Origin of the sequence: Bacillus sp. BD48 (assembly GCF_046566805.1) — a bacterium.
Taxonomy (GTDB): domain Bacteria; phylum Bacillota; class Bacilli; order Bacillales; family Bacillaceae; genus Bacillus; species Bacillus safensis.
Genome location: NZ_JANGFM010000010.1, coordinates 1 through 18,282 on the forward strand (window position 1 = coordinate 1; position 18,282 = coordinate 18,282).

The window sequence follows — 18,282 nt, forward strand, 5'->3', positions numbered from 1 at the left end:
TCCGAAAAAGTACAAAACCGAAGTTTTGCTTTTCGCCAGTTTGACTGACTACCTATGAAGTATCATAGGATTTTTTTATAAAAACTCGAATTAACAGGTACGTTTTGTCTTGTTTAGTTTTCAAAGAACTTGTTTACCGCTTCAGAAGCGACTAGAACATCTTATCACATCCAAGTTGTTAGTGTCAACAACTTTTTTGTTATTATGTTTTTTCGTTTCTTCGTCATCAGCGACGTATATTAATTTACCACCCTACCGAATCAAAGTCAACAATATTTTTCATTAAATAATAAACTTTTCAATTACGATTAAAGCCGCTACGCCCGGAATACCCAATAAACCACTAATTCCACTCGTTACAGGGTTAATAGAGACATGTAATCCTAGACTCTCTCCAAATAGGTTGAGGCAAAATAAAAAAAGAGCGCCTGCTACAAACTTCACTCCGATAAGCCCTAACCATTTGAATGGATTCGCCTGCACTCCTGAGATAAACAACAATAGCACAGCTAGCAAAATTGACCCGATCACAATAACAGGTTCCATAATCCTCTCATCCCCTCTTCATATGAATAGTACAAGCATATGAGAGGACTATGTACAATAGACCTGCTATTTCCAGTTATTTAAACGTAAATCCCTCTTTTTCGCTTCTCTCAGATAGAAAAAGTACTTCGCTTGAGCAAGCTTTAATTCGAATAGAATGTCCGGTGAAGGCTCAACGCTATTTGCGACAAGCTTTTTTTGTCTGTTCCATTCTTCCTTTTGCTTAAAAAGCTGTTGAATTAATTTCTCATCGAATTCTTTTCGAATTGATTTTCTGCGAAGAAAACCCATGTACCGTACTTCTCCTTCCTACATCTCACGTCTGCCTTCTAGAGCCTTAGACAGTGTGACTTCATCCGCATACTCTAAATCTCCGCCTACTGGAAGTCCATGAGCAATGCGAGAGAGTTTAATTCCTGATGGTTTCAACAATCTGGAGATATACATGGCTGTTGCTTCTCCTTCAATGTTTGGATTGGTTGCAAGGATCACCTCTGTCACTTGATCATCTTGCAATCTTTTTAATAGGTCAGGAATTTTAATATCCTCGGGTCCAATTCCGTCCATTGGCGAAATGGCACCATGAAGCACATGATATAAGCCGTTGTATTCTTTCATTTTTTCCATTGCGATTACATCTTTTGGATCCTGCACTACACAGATAACAGATTGATCTCTTCTTGTATCTTCACAAATATAGCAAGGATCTTGGTCTGTGATATGACCGCATACCGAACAATAAGTTAAATTACGCTTTGCATTTACAAGCGCCTTCGCAAAATCTAGTACGACATCTTCCTGCATACTAAGAACAAAAAAAGCCAGACGGACCGCAGTTTTCGGTCCGATTCCTGGCAATTTCATAAAGCTGTCAATCAGCTTTGATATTGGTTCAGGATATTGCATCTTCAGTTATTCCCCCTAGAATAAACCTGGCATGTTCATTCCTTTTGTGAATTGACCCATCGTTTCATTCGTTAGCTCATCGACTTTTTTCAATGCATCATTTGTCGCAGCAAGTACAAGATCTTGAAGCATATCGATATCTTCTGGATCAACAACTTCTTCATTAATTGCTACATCAACGACTTCTTTTTGTCCATTTACTTTTACAGTAACCATACCGCCACCAGCTGTACCTTCAAGGACTTTTTCTGCAAGCTCTTCTTGAGCCTTCGCCATATCCTTTTGCATTTTTTGCATTTGTTTCATCATTTTTTGCATATTTCCCATTCCACCGCGCATATGAACACCACTCTCTTTCATTTTTATTAATCTTTAATTTCAATTAAATCGGTTCCTACTAATTTCTTTGCTTCCGCAATCAATGGATCCTCTTCAGAAGAAGTTTCCTGACCATCTGCTTGTTCATCCGGCTGATGATCTCTTAAAAATTCTTCTCTTATTTTACCCCATTGAGCGTCAGGAACGCCAACTAATTCCACTCTTTTTCCTAACATAGACTCTAGCAGTTGTTCAAGATTTGTCCGAACACCGCTTTTATCTTCAGCAACCATTTTACAATGTATTTCAAATTTGAATTTTAAAACAAAGGCATGCGAAGCAGCCGCAACTGGCTCACTGTCCGTTAATAACGCAGCGTGAGACACCTTATTCTGCTGTTTCAACTGGGCAAGGAGCTCTCCCCATTTGCCTTTAATTTTTTCTAACTCAGGCCGTTTCGCTTCTTTTAGAATCTCATGAATTCGTCCGACAGGTGCACGATAGCCATTTTTGTTACTCGTTTGTGGTCGAGGCGCTTCCTTTTTTTCTTGAGAGCTATGAGATGGAGACATTGGTACACCTTCGGCTCTTAGCCTCGATAGTTCCTGTTCCAGCCTGTTTATTTTATCTGTTAGCGCTGTTAAATCAGCGTCGGCATGACCTTGTGTCGATCCTGCTGTTGACTGACACAGCTTTACAACAGCTACCTCAAAGAAAATCCTTGGATGATTTGTCCATTTCATTTCTTGGTGGCTTTTATTCAGGACTTCAATTGTTTCATACAGAAACTGAGGTGTCACACGATCTGAAAGCGAGACGAAACTTTCGTCGACCTTTACCTTTTCAAGGACACCCTCGAGATCTGGTGCCGTTTTATAAAGCAGCATATCTCTAAAGTAAAAAATCATATCCTCTATTAATTTAGCAGCATCTTTCCCCTGCTGGAGCAATTCATTTAATGTATCTAACGCTGTGGCAATATTTTGATCAAAAATTGCTTCAGCAAGCTGACTAATGAAATATTGAGATACAGCACCTGTAATGAGCAGCGCATCATCAATTGTCAATTGTTCACCACTAAATGAGATCGCTTGATCCAAGAGACTTAGTGCATCACGCATACCGCCATCAGCTGCACTAGCAATGATCTCGAGCGAGCCCTCCTGTACATTTAGGCCTTCTGCATCTACAATTTTCTCCATTCTTCCAACAATATCTTTGGTCGTGATTCGTTTAAAATCAAATCGCTGACAACGAGATATGATGGTAAGAGGAATCTTATGGGGCTCTGTGGTAGCCAAAATAAAGATACAATGAGCAGGCGGTTCTTCCAGCGTTTTAAGGAGGGCATTAAATGCACCGATAGAGAGCATATGTACTTCATCTATAATATAAACCTTATATGTAACCGCCGAAGGAGCAAATTTCACTTTATCACGTATATCCCGGATTTCATCTACCCCGTTATTTGAGGCAGCATCTATTTCAATCACGTCTGAAATTGAACCGTTTGTAATCCCTTTGCAGGCATCACATTCATTACACGGCTCGCTGACAGGTGACTTTTCACAGTTCACTGCCTTAGCAAAGATTTTGGCAGCACTTGTTTTACCTGTTCCTCTAGGACCTGAAAATAAGTAAGCATGAGAAAACTTTTTCTGCAAAAGGGCATTTTGCAACGTTTTTGTGATGTGTTCTTGTCCAACAACATCCTCAAAAACTTGAGGTCTGAACACTCGATATAAAGCTTGATAACTCACAAATACGCCCTCCTCCATTTATCATCCTTTTCATTATACATGATGCACCGATCAATTCAAAAGCACACCTTTATTTTCTAATATGCCAAAAAGATGATTTCAACTATAGATTTTCTACTTTCCATGCATTAAAAACGTATTTTCTAGCTTTGTGAAAAGGCCTGGGCCCCAAAGTAGAACGCCAGTTCCTGTTGTGATTAATGAAAAAAGCAAATGGCGCCAAAAAGACTTTTTATCTATTTGTATAACCAAAGCAGTTGAGCTATTCTTTGAACAGCAACAAAAAACTCACCTAGATAAACTAGATGAGTTACATTTAATATTGATTTACCGTGCACCTTCTGTCGATTCGCTACCCCAAGCGTTACTTAAACAGTTAGCTCGGCCCAGGCAACCCTGCGGCACATGAGAGGTTTCACTTAATGCTGCTTCCTTCCGGACCTGACATGGTTCATGAATTCCCATTGCGCAGGACCCAGACGTCAACACCACTTATTTAAGGCAGACCTTGAAGTAAACGAACCTCGAGAAGGGATTCGGCCTCGCTAGAGCGGATTGCGAGTACAGGGCACCGCTACCTCCCCGCTTAGCACGGCAAAATGAATATTAAATTGTTAGTGACGCAGACATAAGTATACCTTTTTATAGCTCAAATTGCAAACGACACCCATTCATTTACTTTTGGCTTGTTTCTTTCGCTGACGGAGATTTCGAAAGAACTGACTTAACAGCTCACCACACTCATTTTCAAGTACACCACCGATGACCTCAGACTGATGATTAAACCGTTCATCATCCAGTAAATTCATTAAAGTACCTGCGCATCCACCTTTTGGATCGTATGCACCAAAAACGACCTTTTTCACTCTAGAAAGAACAATAGCACCTGCACACATTGGGCATGGCTCAAGCGTAACGTAAAGCACAGCATCTTCTAAACGCCAGCTCCCAGCCGCTTTACACGCTTCATCAATGGCAAGTAATTCTGCATGTGCAATTGAACGCTGCTCACTTTCCCTTAAATTATGAGCACGACTCACAATTTGATCATCAACAACAATGATGGCACCGATCGGCACTTCTCCTATTTGTTCTGCTTTTAAGGCTTCAGAAATGGCTTCTTGCATAAACTGTTCATCTTTCGTCATGGCACGGCTCTCTTTTCATGTTTTTTAAAAGGAAATTGAGGTTAACATATTATCACAATCTTTTAAAGGGGGTCTTATTTTGTCAAAGCACCAAAAGGCGCTGCTTATTATCGACATGATTAATAATTTTGATTTTGAAATGGGTCATGTGCTTGCTGAAAAAACAGAGCAAATGACCAATAAAATTTTAGCTCTTAAACAACATGCTTTCAAGAAAAATTGGCCAATCATTTATATCAACGATCACTATGGACTTTGGAAGGCTGATATCCAAGCTGTTCTGGAAACATGCAAAAACGAAAGAAGCGCTCCTATTTTAGAGAAAATGGCACCATCTAAAGATAATTACTTCTTAATTAAACCAAAGCATTCTGCATTCTACGGTACTGCACTAGAGACACTCTTAAATGAATTAGGTGTCGAGGACATTATTCTAACTGGAATTGCCGGAAACATTTGCGTTTTGTTCACTGCAAATGACGCATACATGCGAGAATACAATCTAATTGTACCTAAAGATTGTATCGCTTCAAACGACGACAGAGATAACGACTACGCTTTAACGATGATGGAGAACGTTCTTCTAGCAAAAATCACCACCGCTAAGGAGATCACGAATGAAAATCAAACATGATTTAGCCATAACCCTCATAAATTGTTAGCAATAACAAAGGGGGCGTTGACTATTCAAATCTATGTTGTCAAAAGAGGAGATACTTTAAACGACATTGCCATGCGTTTTAAAACAACAGTTAATGAAATCATCCGTACTAACGAAATCGAAACACCAAATCAACTCGTCATTGGACAAACAATTGTCATTCCAATTAGAGGTCAATTTTATGAGGTCAAACAAAATGACACACTATATCAAATTGGAAGACGGTTTCAAATCTCAGTAGAAGAATTGGCACGTGTGAACAGAATTCGACCTGAAGCAATACTACCTATTCGTTTCTTGCTCTATATTCCACAAAGGCCGAAAAGGAACATTAATTCCAATGCTTATATTGAACCACGTGGAAATCAAGTCAGTGAAAACTTAAAGCAGGCAGCTAGAGAGGCATCCCCATACTTAACCCATTTAGACGTCTTTAGTTTTCAAACACAAAGAGATGGAACACTGCGAGAACCACCGTTAGACCAACTACCCCAGATTGCCGCTCAGAACAGGACTGTATTAACCATGGTGGTGACAAATCTAGAGAATGAAAAATTCAGTGATGAACTTGGGCGTATTCTTTTAACTAACCAATCTGTCAAAACGGCATTTTTAAATGAAATTGTTCGTGTTGCCAAAAAGTATCACTTCAAGGAAATCCATTTTGATTTTGAATATTTACGCCCTACTGATAAAGATGCTTATATTCAATTTTTAAGAGAGGCAACAGCCCGCTTCCATCAAGAAGGATGGACAATATCTGTTGCACTGGCGCCAAAAACAAGTAGCCAGCAAAAGGGCAAATGGTATGAAGCCCATGACTATGAAGCGATCGGTAAGATCGTCGATCATGTTGTGTTGATGACCTATGAATGGGGGTACAGCGGCGGACCTGCACAAGCTGTCTCTCCAATTGGGCCTGTCCGCCAAGTCATTGAATATGCACTGACTGTCATACCAGCCAATAAAATTGTAATGGGACAGAATTTATATGGCTATGATTGGACACTTCCTTTCGTCCAGGGCGGCCCCATCGCCAAAGCTGTCAGTCCCCAACAAGCAATTGCACTTGCTAGAGAGCACAATGTCTCTATCCTATACGACGAAACAGCACAAGCACCTCATTTTCGTTATACAGATGCCAACAACAAAGAGCATGAGGTCTGGTTCGAAGACGCTAGATCGATTCAAGCAAAATTCAACCTCATCAAAGAGCTAAAATTGAACGGAATTGCTTATTGGAAATTAGGTCTATCTTTCCCACAAAATTGGCTCTTATTATCAGATCAATTTAATATTGAAAAAAGAACGACATCGTAATCCATTCACTCTATCTATTAGAAGGGGTATGGTACAATATACATTGGTTTGATAACTTTAACTTTATAGATAGAGGAGAACGCCTATGTATCCTGCCCCTTTTATTGCAGTGGAAGGCCCAATTGGAGCCGGAAAAACAACTTTGGCTACAATGCTTGCGAAGGAATTTCAATTTCCTTTAGTAAAAGAGATTGTAGAAGAAAATCCATTCTTAGATAAATTTTATGAAGATATGGAACAATGGAGCTTTCAGCTTGAGATGTTCTTTTTATGCAATCGGTTCAAACAGTTAGAATCAATTGAAGAAAACTATGTGAATAAACAGCAGCCGATTGTCACTGATTATCATGTCTATAAAAATATGATATTTGCTGAAAGAACATTATCAAAAAAGCACATGGATAAATACAGAAAGATCTATCACCTGCTAACAGATGATCTTCCTAAACCAAATGCCATGATTTATATAAAAGCCAGCCTTCCCACCTTACTTGAAAGAATACAGATGAGAGGACGCTCTTTTGAAGAAGACATTAACCCAGCTTATTTAAAAACACTCATTGAAGATTATGAGCTGGCCATTGAACATTTAAAACAGACTGAGCCAGGGCTTCCTATCATTACAATTGAAGGAGATCATACAGACTTCGTTTCCTCACAGCAAGATTACCAGCAAATTGTACAGAACATAAAGGAGCAAGTGCTATGAACAATATCGAAATACCAAAGGACGCAGTCATCACAATTGCCGGGACTGTCGGTGTCGGCAAATCAACTATGACCAAAACAATAGCGGACAAGCTAGGGTTTCAAACCTCTCTTGAAAAAGTAGATGATAACCCATATTTAGAGCCTTTTTATTCAGATTTCCAAAGATGGAGCTTCCACTTACAGGTGTATTTCCTAGCTGAGCGTTTTAAGGAGCAAAAGCGGATTTTTGAATCTGGCGGAGGATATGTACAAGATCGTTCAATTTATGAGGACACTGGCATTTTTGCAAAAATGCATGCGGATAAAGGTACGATGTCTGAGGTCGATTATGAAACGTATACAAGCTTATTTGAGGCGATGGTGATGACGCCTTACTTCCCTCACCCTGATGTTCTCATCTATCTGCACGGGAATTTAGATCATATTTTACATCGTATTGAAGAACGCGGCAGAGAGATGGAAACTCAAACTGACCGGGCTTATTGGGAAGAAATGTACACTCGATACACGGAATGGATCGAACAATTTGATTTATGCCCAGTGATTAAAATTAATATTGAAGATTACGACTTACTTCATGATGAAAGCTCACTTGATCCCATTCTTCATGAAATCGCTTCTGTTATTCAAAAAAATCGCTCTAAAACAAAATAAAAAAAACCGCTGCATTCGCGAAATGCAGCGGTTTGACAATTTCCAATTTTTATGCTTGCGTTCAATTCAACTAAGGTAAAAAATCAATATGGCGGAGGAAGAGGGATTCGAACCCCCGCGGGCTTTGACACCCCTGTCGGTTTTCAAGACCGATCCCTTCAGCCGGACTTGGGTATTCCTCCGTATCGACAAGAATTAATATACCATATCATTTTAATTGAAGTCAACATCTTTTCGAAAAAAATTTCAATATGTGATATCGGCATGAAGATTTGCCTATAAAAAAGCAGCCTTTGACAGCTGCTCTTGATCTATTTCGTATCCTGTCTAATTTCTTCAATAAACTGATTCATCTCTATTTTAAACTCATTTAATGATTCGATAATCTTCGTAAAATCTGTCACTTGTTTGGCTTGTTCATTTGTTGAGCTGCTGATTTGTGAGATGTTTTCAGACAAAGTGCCAATGCTGTCTTGGATTTCTTTTAAAAATGTATTAATGGTTTCAGCCGCTTCCTTCGAGCCATCTGATAATTTGCGAACTTCATCAGCCACGACAGCAAACCCTTTTCCGTTCTCACCTGCTCTTGCGGCTTCAATTGCAGCATTTAAACCTAGCAGATTTGTTTGTCTAGCGATTCCGCCAATGGTTTTGACGACTTCTTCAATATTTGCAGATTTCTCTTCCGCTCTTCCTGCCTGTTCGCTTATTTCTAAACTTGTGGCCGCCAGCTCTTGTGAATGTGCTGCAATTTGCTCAATTCCACCTTGGAGTTCTTTCGCTACTTTATTGATTTGCTCCATATAACCGCTTAATTTCTTTTCACGATGATGTGAAAATGCCACTAAAAAAGAGCCAACCACTTTTCTATCTTCATCAAAAATCGGATAACCTTTTACAGCAATTTCATAACCATATAAATGCTCTGGTAAATGACCGTCATATTCTTGTCCTCTTAATGTCGCCATCATGTTTGGGTCATCTGGATTCAAAGCGTCTCCTACTTTAGTGCCAAAATCTACTGTGGTTGATGGATAATAACAAAGTACCTTCTCTGTATCAGTAATGCCGAAAAGGATACTTTCATCTAGAACTTTTCTGATTAACTGAGCCATTTCAACATAATAGTCAAGCCTATTCAAGATTATTCCTTCTTTCCTAGAAGATTTCAGTATTATTATCGGCTTATTTTAGAAAAACTGTAGAAGTATAGGTAAAAAGAATAAGATGCCTTGGCGGCATCTTATTTTATCACTTCTTTATTTCCCATGTAAGGACGAAGTACTTCAGGAATGATCACTGTGCCGTCCTCTTGTTGATAGTTTTCTAAAATAGCCGCTACAGTTCTTCCTACCGCTAATCCAGATCCATTTAATGTGTGGACATGTTCTGGCTTCGCTTTAGGCTCTGGACGGAAACGAATGTTTGCACGTCTTGCCTGGAATGCTTCGAAGTTACTGCAAGAAGAAATTTCACGGTACGTATTCTGGCTCGGAATCCACACTTCGATATCGTATTTCTTCGCAGCTGTGAAGCCTAAATCTCCCGTACACATGCTCATGACACGGTATGGCAGGTTCAATAACTGAAGAACTTTTTCTGCTTGATTTGTTAGTTTCTCTAATTCTTCATAAGAATCTTCTGGTCTGACAAATTTCACGAGCTCTACCTTGTTAAATTGATGCTGACGGATGAGTCCGCGTGTATCTCTTCCGGCAGATCCAGCTTCTGATCTAAAGCAGGCACTGAATGCTGCATAGTTGATTGGCAGCTGTTCACCTTCAAGGATTTCGTCACGATGCATGTTGGTAATCGGTACTTCAGCTGTTGGAATGAGGAAGTAATCTTCTTCACGAATTTTAAAGGCATCCTCTTCGAATTTTGGAAGCTGCCCAGTTCCTGTCATGCTTGCTCTGTTGACCATATAAGGTGGAAGCACTTCAGTAAAACCAAACTCATCCACATGTAAATCAAGCATAAAGTTATACAATGCACGCTCTAAGCGGGCGCCAAGCCCTTTATAAAAAACGAAACGGCTTCCTGTCACTTTTCCTGCACGTTCAAAATCGAGGATTTTTAGCTCATCAGCTACGTCCCAATGTGGTTTTGGCTCAAATGAGAAGGCTGGCTGTTCGCCCCATTTTCTCACTTCCACGTTGTCGTCTTCTGTTTCACCAACTGGTACAGAGTCATGAGGGATATTTGGAATTGAGAATAGAATGTGCTGCAGGCTTTCTTCTACTGTTCTTAGCTCATCGTCCAGCTTCTTGATCTCATCTCCTACCTCACGCATTTCTTGTATAATGTGATCGGCGTCTTTCTTTTCTCTTTTTAGAACGGCCACTTGCTGTGATACTTCATTTCTTCGGCTCTTTAATTCTTCTGTTTTCCCGATTAATTCTCTTCTTTTTTGATCTAGCTCACCAAACTTATCAAAATCCGCTAAATCTTCGCCTCGGTGTGCTAATTTTTCTTTGATTTGATCAAAGTCCGTGCGCAGTTGTTTAATATCCAGCATGTGTAACACTCCTTTTTTTATCGAAAAATAAAAAGAGCCCTCATCCCATGAAAGGGACGAGAGCTCTCGCGTTGCCACCCTGATTGAAAACATGCAAAGGCATGCTTTCCTCTTTCCTCTGTAACGGTATCACCGTAAATGCTTACTTCTCTTGTTTCAGCATTTCGCTCAAGGATGGATTCAGAATGCATCTTTCACCGATTCTCACCAACCATCGGCTCTCTGAGAAAGAGGGGCTTCTTACTATTTCCCGTCAACGCTTTTTCGATCTTTGATTGTGATTTTAATGTACTATAAGTTTTATCTCTTTTCAACCGTTTTATACAGCAAGCTTCGTTTTGTAGGACTTCACCATGTCTACAAACAGCTGTGTTAACCGGTGATCGTCTGTCAGCTCTGGATGAAAGGAGCAGCCTAAGATATTGTTTTCTTTCGCCATCACAATCCTGCCATCATATTCAGCCATGATTTCTACGTCATCATCTGCGCTGATGATATGAGGCGCACGGATGAATACCCCTGTAAACGGCGCATCCAGTCCTTTTACTTCTAAATCTGCTTCAAAGCTGTCTACCTGTCTGCCAAAAGAATTCCGTGCAACAGATACATTTAACAGTCCAAGATGAGCATCTTCTCGATCTTCGATATGCTTTGCCAGCATAATCAAACCGGCACATGTCCCGAAAATCGGTTTCCCTTGAGCAGCGAACGCTTTGATCGGGTCAATGAATTGGTACGTATCCATAAGTCTTCTCATGGTCGTACTTTCTCCACCAGGGATAATCAAACCGTCAATGGATTCTAGCTCTTCTACGCGTTTGATGATCTTTCCTTCTGCGCCGCAGGCTTCAATCGATTGAATATGCTCTCTCACGGCTCCTTGAAGCCCTAGTACACCAATTGTCAGCATGTTCGTTTGCGCTCCCTTAATTACCAGCCACGCTCTTGCATACGTTCTTCTGGCAGTAGATTTGAAATTTCAATTCCTTTCATAGCTGTTCCAAGCTCTTTTGAAAGTTCTGCAATGAGACGGTAATCAGTGTAATGAGTTGTTGCTTCAACAATCGCTTTTGCAAATTTCGCTGGATTGTCTGATTTGAAAATACCAGATCCGACAAATACACCGTCTGCTCCAAGCTGCATCATTAACGCAGCATCTGCTGGTGTTGCAACGCCTCCTGCTGCAAAGTTCACAACTGGCAGCTTGCCGTCTCTTTTGATTTGCAGCAATAATTCATAAGGCGCGCCAAGATTCTTGGCTTCTGTCATCAGTTCATCTTCACTCATGGCTGATACTTTACGAATTTGAGCATTGACCTTTCTCATATGACGAACAGCTTCTACAATGTTGCCTGTCCCAGGCTCTCCTTTTGTACGAAGCATAGAAGCGCCTTCTGCGATACGGCGGGTTGCCTCACCTAAGTCGCGGCATCCACAGACAAAAGGTACTGTGTATTCATTTTTATTTAAATGGAATTCCTCATCTGCGGGCGTCAGCACTTCACTCTCATCGATATAATCAACACCAAGTGCTTCAAGAACACGAGCCTCGACGATGTGGCCGATACGTGCTTTTGCCATGACTGGAATCGTTACTGCATTTTGTACTTCCTCTACGATTCTTGGGTCTGCCATACGGGCAACACCGCCTGCTGCACGGATATCAGCTGGTACTCGTTCTAGTGCCATGACAGCCACCGCACCTGCTTCTTCTGCAATTTTTGCCTGCTCCGCATTGACGACATCCATAATGACGCCACCCTTTTGCATTTCTGCCATTCCACGTTTCACTCGTTCAGTTCCCTTATTGCTCACAATAGTTTCCTCCCATTTGTCTATTCGATTGATTCAACATCTTTATCATACAAGCGAGAAAGTATAACAATAAAGAGAATAGTATAACAATTCAATGAACCGAAAAATAAGGATAAACCCTTGCACACAAAGGATTTCCAGCTAAAAACATGTCGTTTTCTCTTTCAAGTGTGATTTACATGCTATAATACAACTATAACAATTAAAATTCATGTATAACAATTTGCATTCTATGGAGGGGTTTCATGCATATTGATATCCATCGACACTCTGATACATCTCTTTCAAATCAAATTTACTTTTCAATTATCGATCACATTCAATCGGGGTTGCTTCAGCAAGGAGAAAAGCTGCCGACTGTCCGTGATATAGCTAAGCAGCTGAATGTGAGCCTTGTCACGGCAGCAAAGGCATACACCCGATTAAAGGACGACGGATATTTAACAACGGTGCAAGGTAAAGGAACTTTTGTGAATGAGCAGCAAGAGCAGGCAGATATCCCGGTCCCATCATCTACCTCTTTCGATTGGCAGTTGTCGATTCCAGATTATTTACCACGGTCTCAATTCGCCCAGTATCACTATGTCGAAGAAGCCATTAACCTTTCTTCCTCTATGATCGATCCAGGGCTTTTGCCAAACCGGTATTTAGAAAAAGAAATGCAGCATGTACTAGCCAGACATCCTCAAATCATGTCGAAGTATGGTGAAATACAAGGTGATCTTCAGCTGCGACAAGTTATTCAGTCCTTTTTAGAAAAGTTGGATGTGCCATCTACACCTGAAAATATTCTTGTAACAAGTGGTTCTCAGCAAGGGCTTGATTTGGTGGCACGTACGTTTATTGGGCCGGATGATGTGGTTGTCATGGAAGCACCAACCTACCCAGGGGCCATTGATGTCTTTATGGGCAGAGGAGCAAGAATCATTACCGTTCCTGTCGATCATGAAGGAATGAACATGAAGCAGCTTCAAAGCATTTGTGATAAATATAAACCGAAGCTCATCTATACGATTCCTACTTTCCACAGTCCAACAGGGGCCAGTATGTCGATGAAGCGTAGAAAACAGCTTCTCCTACTGGCTCAAAGCATTGATTGTCTCATTGTAGAAGATGACCCTTACCGTGAGCTTTATTTTGAAAAGAAGCCGCCAGCACCTATTAAAAGCTTGGACCATGATGGACATGTCATTTATTTACGAGGATTAAGTAAAACACTGGCTCCAGGATGCAGAATAGGGATTATCACAGCGTCAGGCTCGATATTTAACCGTTTATTAGCTGCAAAGGCCAATAATGACTTAGGCAGCCCTCTCCTCACACAAAAGGCCATATTGCCGTTTCTGACATCGAAGAAAATGATTGATCATACGAAGAAGCTAAGAACCGCCTTGAAAGTGAGACGCGATTTAATGATGAATTTGTTAACGAAGCATGCACCGAAAGATGTAACGTGGCAAATTCCACAGGGGGGGCTCAATTTATGGCTTAGCTTCCCTTCCTGGGTCGATACACGAGCACTGTTGCATGAGGCACGTAAGCAGCAAATTACCTTTTTGCCTGGCTCTGTCTGCTATCCTGGAGAGCCGAAACAGAATTACATCCGCCTCAGCTTTTCCTATGTGAATGAAAAAGCACTAACCGAGGGCGTGGAAAAGTTATGTGATATTTTTCAGCAAGCCTTGTCTACTCCTCAAAATCAGAAGCAATCACTCTTCTTTTAACGATAAAAAACTGCTCTCATGTATAGAGAGCAGTTTTTTTATTAGAACCAACCTTTTACTGTGTCAACGATTCCGCCCCAAATGCCAGCGAAGAATCCACCTACACCGCGCATTGCAAGGATGAACCAGTTTGCTTTTTCATCGCCTGTTTTCGTCACAAGCTCAACACCTGATTGGTCTTTATTTAAATAGCCGTAGTCCTTCTCATCACCAGAATAAGAAGTCGTCAGCGTTCCAACCTTTGTTCCTTTTTTAATAGGAGCTTCTAGGTTCTTTTTATCGATATTTACTTTTGCTTTATAGCTCTTTTCGTCACCATTTTTTACTGGCACAGAAAATGCTTCTTTCGTCACAACAGGTACTTCTTTATCTTTGCCTTTATCAACTTCGATGTTTTCATGTCCTTTGATTTGTTGACCTTTTTTGTACATTTCTTTCATCGTGAAGTTTTTAAACGCATAGTCGAACAGTTTTTTCGCCACGTCGAAACGTGCTGTATGAAGATTACCTTTTGCATTCAAGATGACTGCGATGACACGCATGTCTCCTTGTTTTGCTGTACCTGTGAAGCTAGAACCGGCTGAATCTGTAGATCCTGTTTTCAGACCATCTACACCTTTATATTCCTTCACAAGTCCTTTAAGCATGAAGTTCCAGTTAGGCATGTCCATTTCATCGTCAGTGCCTTCTCTGAACTTTGTTTTCGCAATACTTGCTGTTTCAAGAATTTCTGGATGGTCTTTGATGAGATGCTGTGCTAGCAATGCCATATCTTTTGCAGATACTTCACTTTCTTCATCAGGACCTGTACCTTTTGGCTGTTGGCCATGTAAATCTTTATTTTCCAGTCCAGTTGCATTCACGAATTTGTAGTTTGTTAAACCAAGTTCTTTCGCTTTTGCGTTCATTTTTTCAACAAATTTCGATTCTGATCCAGCGATCACTTCTGCTAAACCAATCGCTGCTGCATTTGCTGAATAAATAGCCGTTGCTTGATAAAGTTCTTTTACTGTATACGAGCCGTCTTTTCTCAAAGGAACGTTAGATAAACTGCGGTCCTGAGAAATTTCGTATACATAATCATCTGGCGTATACGTTTGATCCCATTTCACTTTGCCTTCAGCAATCGCCTCTAGTAATAGATACTCTGTCATCATTTTTGCCATACTTGCAATAGGCAGTCTTTGATCTGCGTTTTTACTATAAAGAATTTTACCTGTAGAAGCTTCAATAAGGATCGCTGCTTTCGCATTCACACTGAATGGATCTTCAGCCGCTTTTGCTTTGGACATTGGTGTAAATGCTGTAACAATCAATGCCAATGCAAGGATAGAGACCATAAGCTGTTTCAACATCTTGCTGTTCAATCGTCATACCTCCGTATTCATCTTTTTTCGACGTTTTTCATATATATGTAATCCACAAGGGCTTGTTTCAACACAACAGTATAAATTTTATCACAATAAAGACAAAAAAAATAGACAGAGTCATAGACCCTGTCAAATGTAATTTGATTGTCACAATTTATCAAGAAATTGTGTAGTTTGGTGATTCTTTTGTAATTTGTACATCATGTGGATGGCTCTCACGAAGTCCTGCACCTGTCATCCGAATGAACTGTGCTTCTTCTCTAAGAGTGCGTAAATCCTGTGTTCCACAATAGCCCATACCAGAACGAATACCGCCAACTAGTTGATACACTGTATCGACGACTGGCCCTTTGTATGGTGTACGGCCTTCAATACCTTCAGGAACGAATTTTTTATTATCTTCTTGGAAGTAACGATCTTTACTTCCTTTTTCCATAGCAGCGACAGAACCCATACCACGATAAACTTTGAAGCGTCTACCTTGGAAAATTTCTGTGTCTCCTGGGCTTTCAGATGTACCAGCTAGAAGGCTTCCAAGCATTACAGCATGTCCACCAGATGCTAGAGCTTTTACGATATCACCTGAATATTTAATTCCACCATCTGCAATAATAGCTTTACCATGTTTTCTTGCTTCTGTTGCACAGTCATAGATCGCTGTGATTTGTGGTACACCAACACCTGCAACAACACGTGTTGTACAAATAGATCCTGGTCCGATACCGACTTTCACAATATCTGCTCCTGCTTCAAACAATGCTTTTGTTGCTTCAGCTGTTGCAACATTACCAGCAATGATGTTAAGAGAAGGATACGTTTCACGAATTTTCGATACAGTGTTTAGAACACCTTGAGAATGACCGTGTGCTGTATCAATGACAATGACATCCACATTGGCTTCAACTAATTTTTTCACACGTGTCATTGTATCGCCAGTGACACCAACAGCGGCACCAACAATTAAACGGCCATGTGCATCTTTAGAGGAGTTAGGGAATTCAATCACTTTTTCAATATCTTTGATTGTGATGAGACCTTTTAACGTTCCTTCGTCATCTAAAAGAGGTAATTTTTCAATCTTGTATTGCTGTAGGATTTTTTCAGCTTCTTCTAACGTTGTACCAACAGAAGCTGTCACAAGTTCCTCTTTTGTCATCACGTCGCTAATCTTCATTGAATAATCCGAAATAAAACGAAGGTCACGGTTCGTAATAATACCAACAAGCTTTTGGTCTTGTTCGTTGTTGACAATCGGCACACCTGAAATACGGTATTTACCCATTAAATGCTCTGCATCAAATACTTGATGCTCTGGTGTTAAGAAGAATGGATTTGTAATAACGCCGCGCTCTGAGCGTTTTACTTTATCCACCTGCTCTGCTTGCTGTTCAATGGACATGTTCTTATGAATAATACCAAGACCACCTTGACGTGCCATTGCAATCGCCATTTGTGATTCCGTCACTGTGTCCATTCCCGCACTGATAATTGGAATGTTTAGCTTTAATGTGCTTGTTAGCTCCACTGATAAATTGACATCACGCGGAAGTACTTCAGACTTTGCTGGAACAAGCAAAACATCGTCAAACGTCAAACCTTCTTTTGAAAATTTACTTTCCCACATTAGTAAATCCCCCTCTTTTCGGCAAAATATTATATGTAGATTATCAACTAGGAAACAGCATGTCAAGGAAGCAACAAACAGTTGCAATTTTTAGAAAATATAAAGAGAGTTGAGGAAGAAGATGAAAAGTTCAGGATGGAAGGATTTAAAACGTTTTTATTCGCTCGAAACCTCCCAAAAGTTTCTATTTCAACAATATGAGAAACGGAACATTCAAGATGCAAACCAGCAAGCCTATAAAAACTGTGAACGATTTATTTACTTTCTAAAACATGGCCATACATTCTATGAACAGGCAGCGATCGCGCCTCTAGAACTTAAACCCATTTTGTTATTTTATGGAATGGCGCAGCTGTTAAAAGCATGTTTGCTGACAGTTGATCCCCATTATCCTTCTCAAACCTCAGTTTTAGCTCATGGCGTAACATCGAGAAAGAGAAAAAAACAGCATTACCGTTTTAGTGAAGATGAGGTGAAAATCCAAAGAAATGGGCTATGTATGCATGTGTTAAAGCATCTATTTCATTTAAATGGTCTTGAAGATGAGCGTTTTACGATGATCCATCTCCTGTCAAAAATACCTGAAATGAGTCATGTTCTTGAGTTTCAAAAGCAGCCATCGACATTAGTTAAAGTGGAAAAGGCTAACGGAATGATGATTCAAGATCATATTCCATTACTTTATAACATGTCTGCTGAACGGTTTATTGAATACTTTGAGTTCCATACAAGTTGGAAACTCAAACAGAGAGAGGCTAAAAAATTGACGTTTGATGTATTTCTTGAAGAAAACCCAGCACTTGCTACTCATCTTCATTATGATTTAGAAATGGATCAATGGTTTATACCGTCAACACGAGATGCTTTTCTAGGGATTCCTGAGATCATCAGCCATTACTTATTGATGTATAACCTTAGTATGATTGCCCGCTACGAAACAGAATGGTGGTACGAGCTGCTGTCTCAATACATTAGCGATGATTACGTCATGATTGAACGCTACATGGAGATTGCAGAAGAGAAGTTCCCAGCATACATCATGATGCTGTTAGAAGAAAAAACAAAAAAGACCAGTTCCGTATGGAACTGATCCTTATAGAAGCTTGGCGGCGTCCTACTCTCACAGGGGGAAACCCCCAACTACCATCGGCGCTGAAGAGCTTAACTTCCGTGTTCGGTATGGGAACGGGTGTGACCTCTTCGCTAT

At 40.3% G+C, this 18,282-nt stretch carries 17 protein-coding genes, 1 tRNA gene, 1 rRNA gene, 1 other RNA gene, 1 pseudogene and 1 other annotated feature; of the genes and pseudogenes, 6 read left to right on the plus strand and 15 right to left on the minus strand.

What is annotated here, in order from left to right:
- Window positions 1–282: 282 nt before the first annotated feature.
- The 7 genes from ACLGGR_RS19035 to tadA form a co-directional block, all read right to left on the minus strand.
- Window positions 283–546 (minus strand): pro-sigmaK processing inhibitor BofA family protein, encoded by a 264-nt coding sequence (locus ACLGGR_RS19035; RefSeq protein WP_142946827.1) that lies wholly within the window; start codon window positions 544–546, stop codon window positions 283–285.
- Window positions 547–612: 66 nt separating this feature from the next.
- Complete coding sequence (locus ACLGGR_RS19040) at window positions 613–837, minus strand: YaaL family protein (RefSeq protein ID WP_410973692.1); 225 nt, start codon at window positions 835–837, stop codon at window positions 613–615.
- A gap of 18 nt (window positions 838–855) precedes the next feature.
- Window positions 856–1,452, minus strand: coding sequence for a recombination protein RecR (gene recR, locus ACLGGR_RS19045; RefSeq protein WP_003218094.1), 597 nt, complete (start codon window positions 1,450–1,452; stop codon window positions 856–858).
- 15 nt (window positions 1,453–1,467) lie between these two features.
- Window positions 1,468–1,791: a YbaB/EbfC family nucleoid-associated protein gene (locus ACLGGR_RS19050; RefSeq protein ID WP_008342011.1), complete on the minus strand. Its 324-nt coding sequence runs from the start codon at window positions 1,789–1,791 to the stop codon at window positions 1,468–1,470.
- Between the two features lie 26 nt (window positions 1,792–1,817).
- Window positions 1,818–3,530 carry a DNA polymerase III subunit gamma/tau gene (gene dnaX, locus ACLGGR_RS19055; RefSeq protein ID WP_410973693.1) on the minus strand — a complete coding sequence of 571 codons (1,713 nt, stop codon included), beginning with the start codon at window positions 3,528–3,530 and terminating at the stop codon, window positions 1,818–1,820.
- 330 nt (window positions 3,531–3,860) lie between these two features.
- Window positions 3,861–4,125, minus strand: an RNA gene (gene ffs, locus ACLGGR_RS19060) — signal recognition particle sRNA large type.
- A gap of 76 nt (window positions 4,126–4,201) precedes the next feature.
- On the minus strand, window positions 4,202–4,678 hold the full coding sequence (tadA, locus tag ACLGGR_RS19065) for a tRNA adenosine(34) deaminase TadA (RefSeq protein WP_251217159.1): 477 nt from the start codon (window positions 4,676–4,678) through the stop codon (window positions 4,202–4,204).
- 79 nt (window positions 4,679–4,757) lie between these two features.
- Between tadA and ACLGGR_RS19070 the strand changes: the two genes are divergently transcribed.
- From ACLGGR_RS19070 to ACLGGR_RS19085, 4 genes are all read left to right on the plus strand, one after another.
- Window positions 4,758–5,312, plus strand: coding sequence for a cysteine hydrolase family protein (locus ACLGGR_RS19070; RefSeq protein ID WP_410973694.1), 555 nt, complete (start codon window positions 4,758–4,760; stop codon window positions 5,310–5,312).
- Window positions 5,313–5,411: 99 nt separating this feature from the next.
- Window positions 5,412–6,659 (plus strand): glycoside hydrolase family 18 protein, encoded by a 1,248-nt coding sequence (locus tag ACLGGR_RS19075; RefSeq protein ID WP_410973699.1) that lies wholly within the window; start codon window positions 5,412–5,414, stop codon window positions 6,657–6,659.
- An 85-nt stretch (window positions 6,660–6,744) separates the two neighbouring features.
- A complete protein-coding gene (locus ACLGGR_RS19080; RefSeq protein ID WP_410973695.1) occupies window positions 6,745–7,368 on the plus strand; it encodes a deoxynucleoside kinase in 624 nt (207 codons plus the stop codon).
- Complete coding sequence (locus tag ACLGGR_RS19085; protein ID WP_142946832.1) at window positions 7,365–8,024, plus strand: deoxynucleoside kinase; 660 nt, start codon at window positions 7,365–7,367, stop codon at window positions 8,022–8,024. Before ACLGGR_RS19080 ends, ACLGGR_RS19085 begins: the two co-directional genes overlap by 4 nt.
- Window positions 8,025–8,113: 89 nt before the next feature.
- Here the strand turns inward: ACLGGR_RS19085 and ACLGGR_RS19090 are convergent.
- From ACLGGR_RS19090 to pdxS, 5 genes and pseudogenes are all read right to left on the minus strand, one after another.
- Window positions 8,114–8,206 (minus strand) — tRNA-Ser (locus tag ACLGGR_RS19090).
- Between the two features lie 129 nt (window positions 8,207–8,335).
- Window positions 8,336–8,671: pseudogene (locus tag ACLGGR_RS19095) on the minus strand (methyl-accepting chemotaxis protein); the annotation flags it as partial.
- Window positions 8,672–9,267: 596 nt separating this feature from the next.
- Window positions 9,268–10,542 carry a serine--tRNA ligase gene (gene serS / locus ACLGGR_RS19100; RefSeq protein WP_142946834.1) on the minus strand — a complete coding sequence of 425 codons (1,275 nt, stop codon included), beginning with the start codon at window positions 10,540–10,542 and terminating at the stop codon, window positions 9,268–9,270.
- A gap of 49 nt (window positions 10,543–10,591) precedes the next feature.
- Window positions 10,592–10,808, minus strand: a binding site (T-box leader).
- Window positions 10,809–10,861: 53 nt separating this feature from the next.
- Entirely contained in the window at window positions 10,862–11,452 is a 591-nt protein-coding gene (gene pdxT, locus ACLGGR_RS19105; protein ID WP_410973696.1) for a pyridoxal 5'-phosphate synthase glutaminase subunit PdxT, read from the minus strand.
- Window positions 11,453–11,472: 20 nt separating this feature from the next.
- Window positions 11,473–12,357 carry a pyridoxal 5'-phosphate synthase lyase subunit PdxS gene (gene pdxS / locus ACLGGR_RS19110; RefSeq protein WP_039175840.1) on the minus strand — a complete coding sequence of 295 codons (885 nt, stop codon included), beginning with the start codon at window positions 12,355–12,357 and terminating at the stop codon, window positions 11,473–11,475.
- 245 nt (window positions 12,358–12,602) lie between these two features.
- On the opposite strand from pdxS, the gene pdxR reads away from it, so the two are divergent.
- Complete coding sequence (pdxR, locus tag ACLGGR_RS19115) at window positions 12,603–14,081, plus strand: MocR-like pyridoxine biosynthesis transcription factor PdxR (protein ID WP_410973697.1); 1,479 nt, start codon at window positions 12,603–12,605, stop codon at window positions 14,079–14,081.
- A gap of 41 nt (window positions 14,082–14,122) precedes the next feature.
- Here the strand turns inward: pdxR and ACLGGR_RS19120 are convergent, their stop codons facing one another.
- Both ACLGGR_RS19120 and guaB read right to left on the minus strand, forming a co-directional pair.
- Window positions 14,123–15,448, minus strand: coding sequence for a D-alanyl-D-alanine carboxypeptidase family protein (locus ACLGGR_RS19120; RefSeq protein WP_142946845.1), 1,326 nt, complete (start codon window positions 15,446–15,448; stop codon window positions 14,123–14,125).
- 160 nt (window positions 15,449–15,608) lie between these two features.
- On the minus strand, window positions 15,609–17,075 hold the full coding sequence (guaB, locus tag ACLGGR_RS19125; protein WP_048240380.1) for an IMP dehydrogenase: 1,467 nt from the start codon (window positions 17,073–17,075) through the stop codon (window positions 15,609–15,611).
- Between the two features lie 121 nt (window positions 17,076–17,196).
- Between guaB and ACLGGR_RS19130 the strand changes: the two genes are divergently transcribed.
- Window positions 17,197–18,165: a YaaC family protein gene (locus ACLGGR_RS19130; protein WP_410973698.1), complete on the plus strand. Its 969-nt coding sequence runs from the start codon at window positions 17,197–17,199 to the stop codon at window positions 18,163–18,165.
- A gap of 11 nt (window positions 18,166–18,176) precedes the next feature.
- Here ACLGGR_RS19130 and rrf read toward each other — a convergent pair.
- A 5S ribosomal RNA gene (rrf, locus tag ACLGGR_RS19135) occupies window positions 18,177–18,282 on the minus strand; the annotation flags it as partial.

Excerpts from the sequence above, each read along its gene's own strand:
- ACLGGR_RS19085 (WP_142946832.1), top strand. The coding sequence starts at position 7,365 with ATGAACAATATCGAAATACCAAAGGACGCAGTCATCACAATTGCCGGG.
- ACLGGR_RS19050 (WP_008342011.1), bottom strand. The coding sequence starts at position 1,791 with ATGCGCGGTGGAATGGGAAATATGCAAAAAATGATGAAACAAATGCAA.
- ACLGGR_RS19035 (WP_142946827.1), bottom strand. The coding sequence starts at position 546 with ATGGAACCTGTTATTGTGATCGGGTCAATTTTGCTAGCTGTGCTATTG.
- ACLGGR_RS19130 (WP_410973698.1), top strand. The coding sequence starts at position 17,197 with ATGAAAAGTTCAGGATGGAAGGATTTAAAACGTTTTTATTCGCTCGAA.
- guaB (WP_048240380.1), bottom strand. The coding sequence starts at position 17,075 with ATGTGGGAAAGTAAATTTTCAAAAGAAGGTTTGACGTTTGACGATGTT.
- tadA (WP_251217159.1), bottom strand. The coding sequence starts at position 4,678 with ATGACGAAAGATGAACAGTTTATGCAAGAAGCCATTTCTGAAGCCTTA.
- serS (WP_142946834.1), bottom strand. The coding sequence starts at position 10,542 with ATGCTGGATATTAAACAACTGCGCACGGACTTTGATCAAATCAAAGAA.
- ACLGGR_RS19080 (WP_410973695.1), top strand. The coding sequence starts at position 6,745 with ATGTATCCTGCCCCTTTTATTGCAGTGGAAGGCCCAATTGGAGCCGGA.
- ACLGGR_RS19040 (WP_410973692.1), bottom strand. The coding sequence starts at position 837 with ATGGGTTTTCTTCGCAGAAAATCAATTCGAAAAGAATTCGATGAGAAA.
- recR (WP_003218094.1), bottom strand. The coding sequence starts at position 1,452 with ATGCAATATCCTGAACCAATATCAAAGCTGATTGACAGCTTTATGAAA.
- pdxT (WP_410973696.1), bottom strand. The coding sequence starts at position 11,452 with ATGCTGACAATTGGTGTACTAGGGCTTCAAGGAGCCGTGAGAGAGCAT.
- ACLGGR_RS19075 (WP_410973699.1), top strand. The coding sequence starts at position 5,412 with ATGCGTTTTAAAACAACAGTTAATGAAATCATCCGTACTAACGAAATC.
- pdxR (WP_410973697.1), top strand. The coding sequence starts at position 12,603 with ATGCATATTGATATCCATCGACACTCTGATACATCTCTTTCAAATCAA.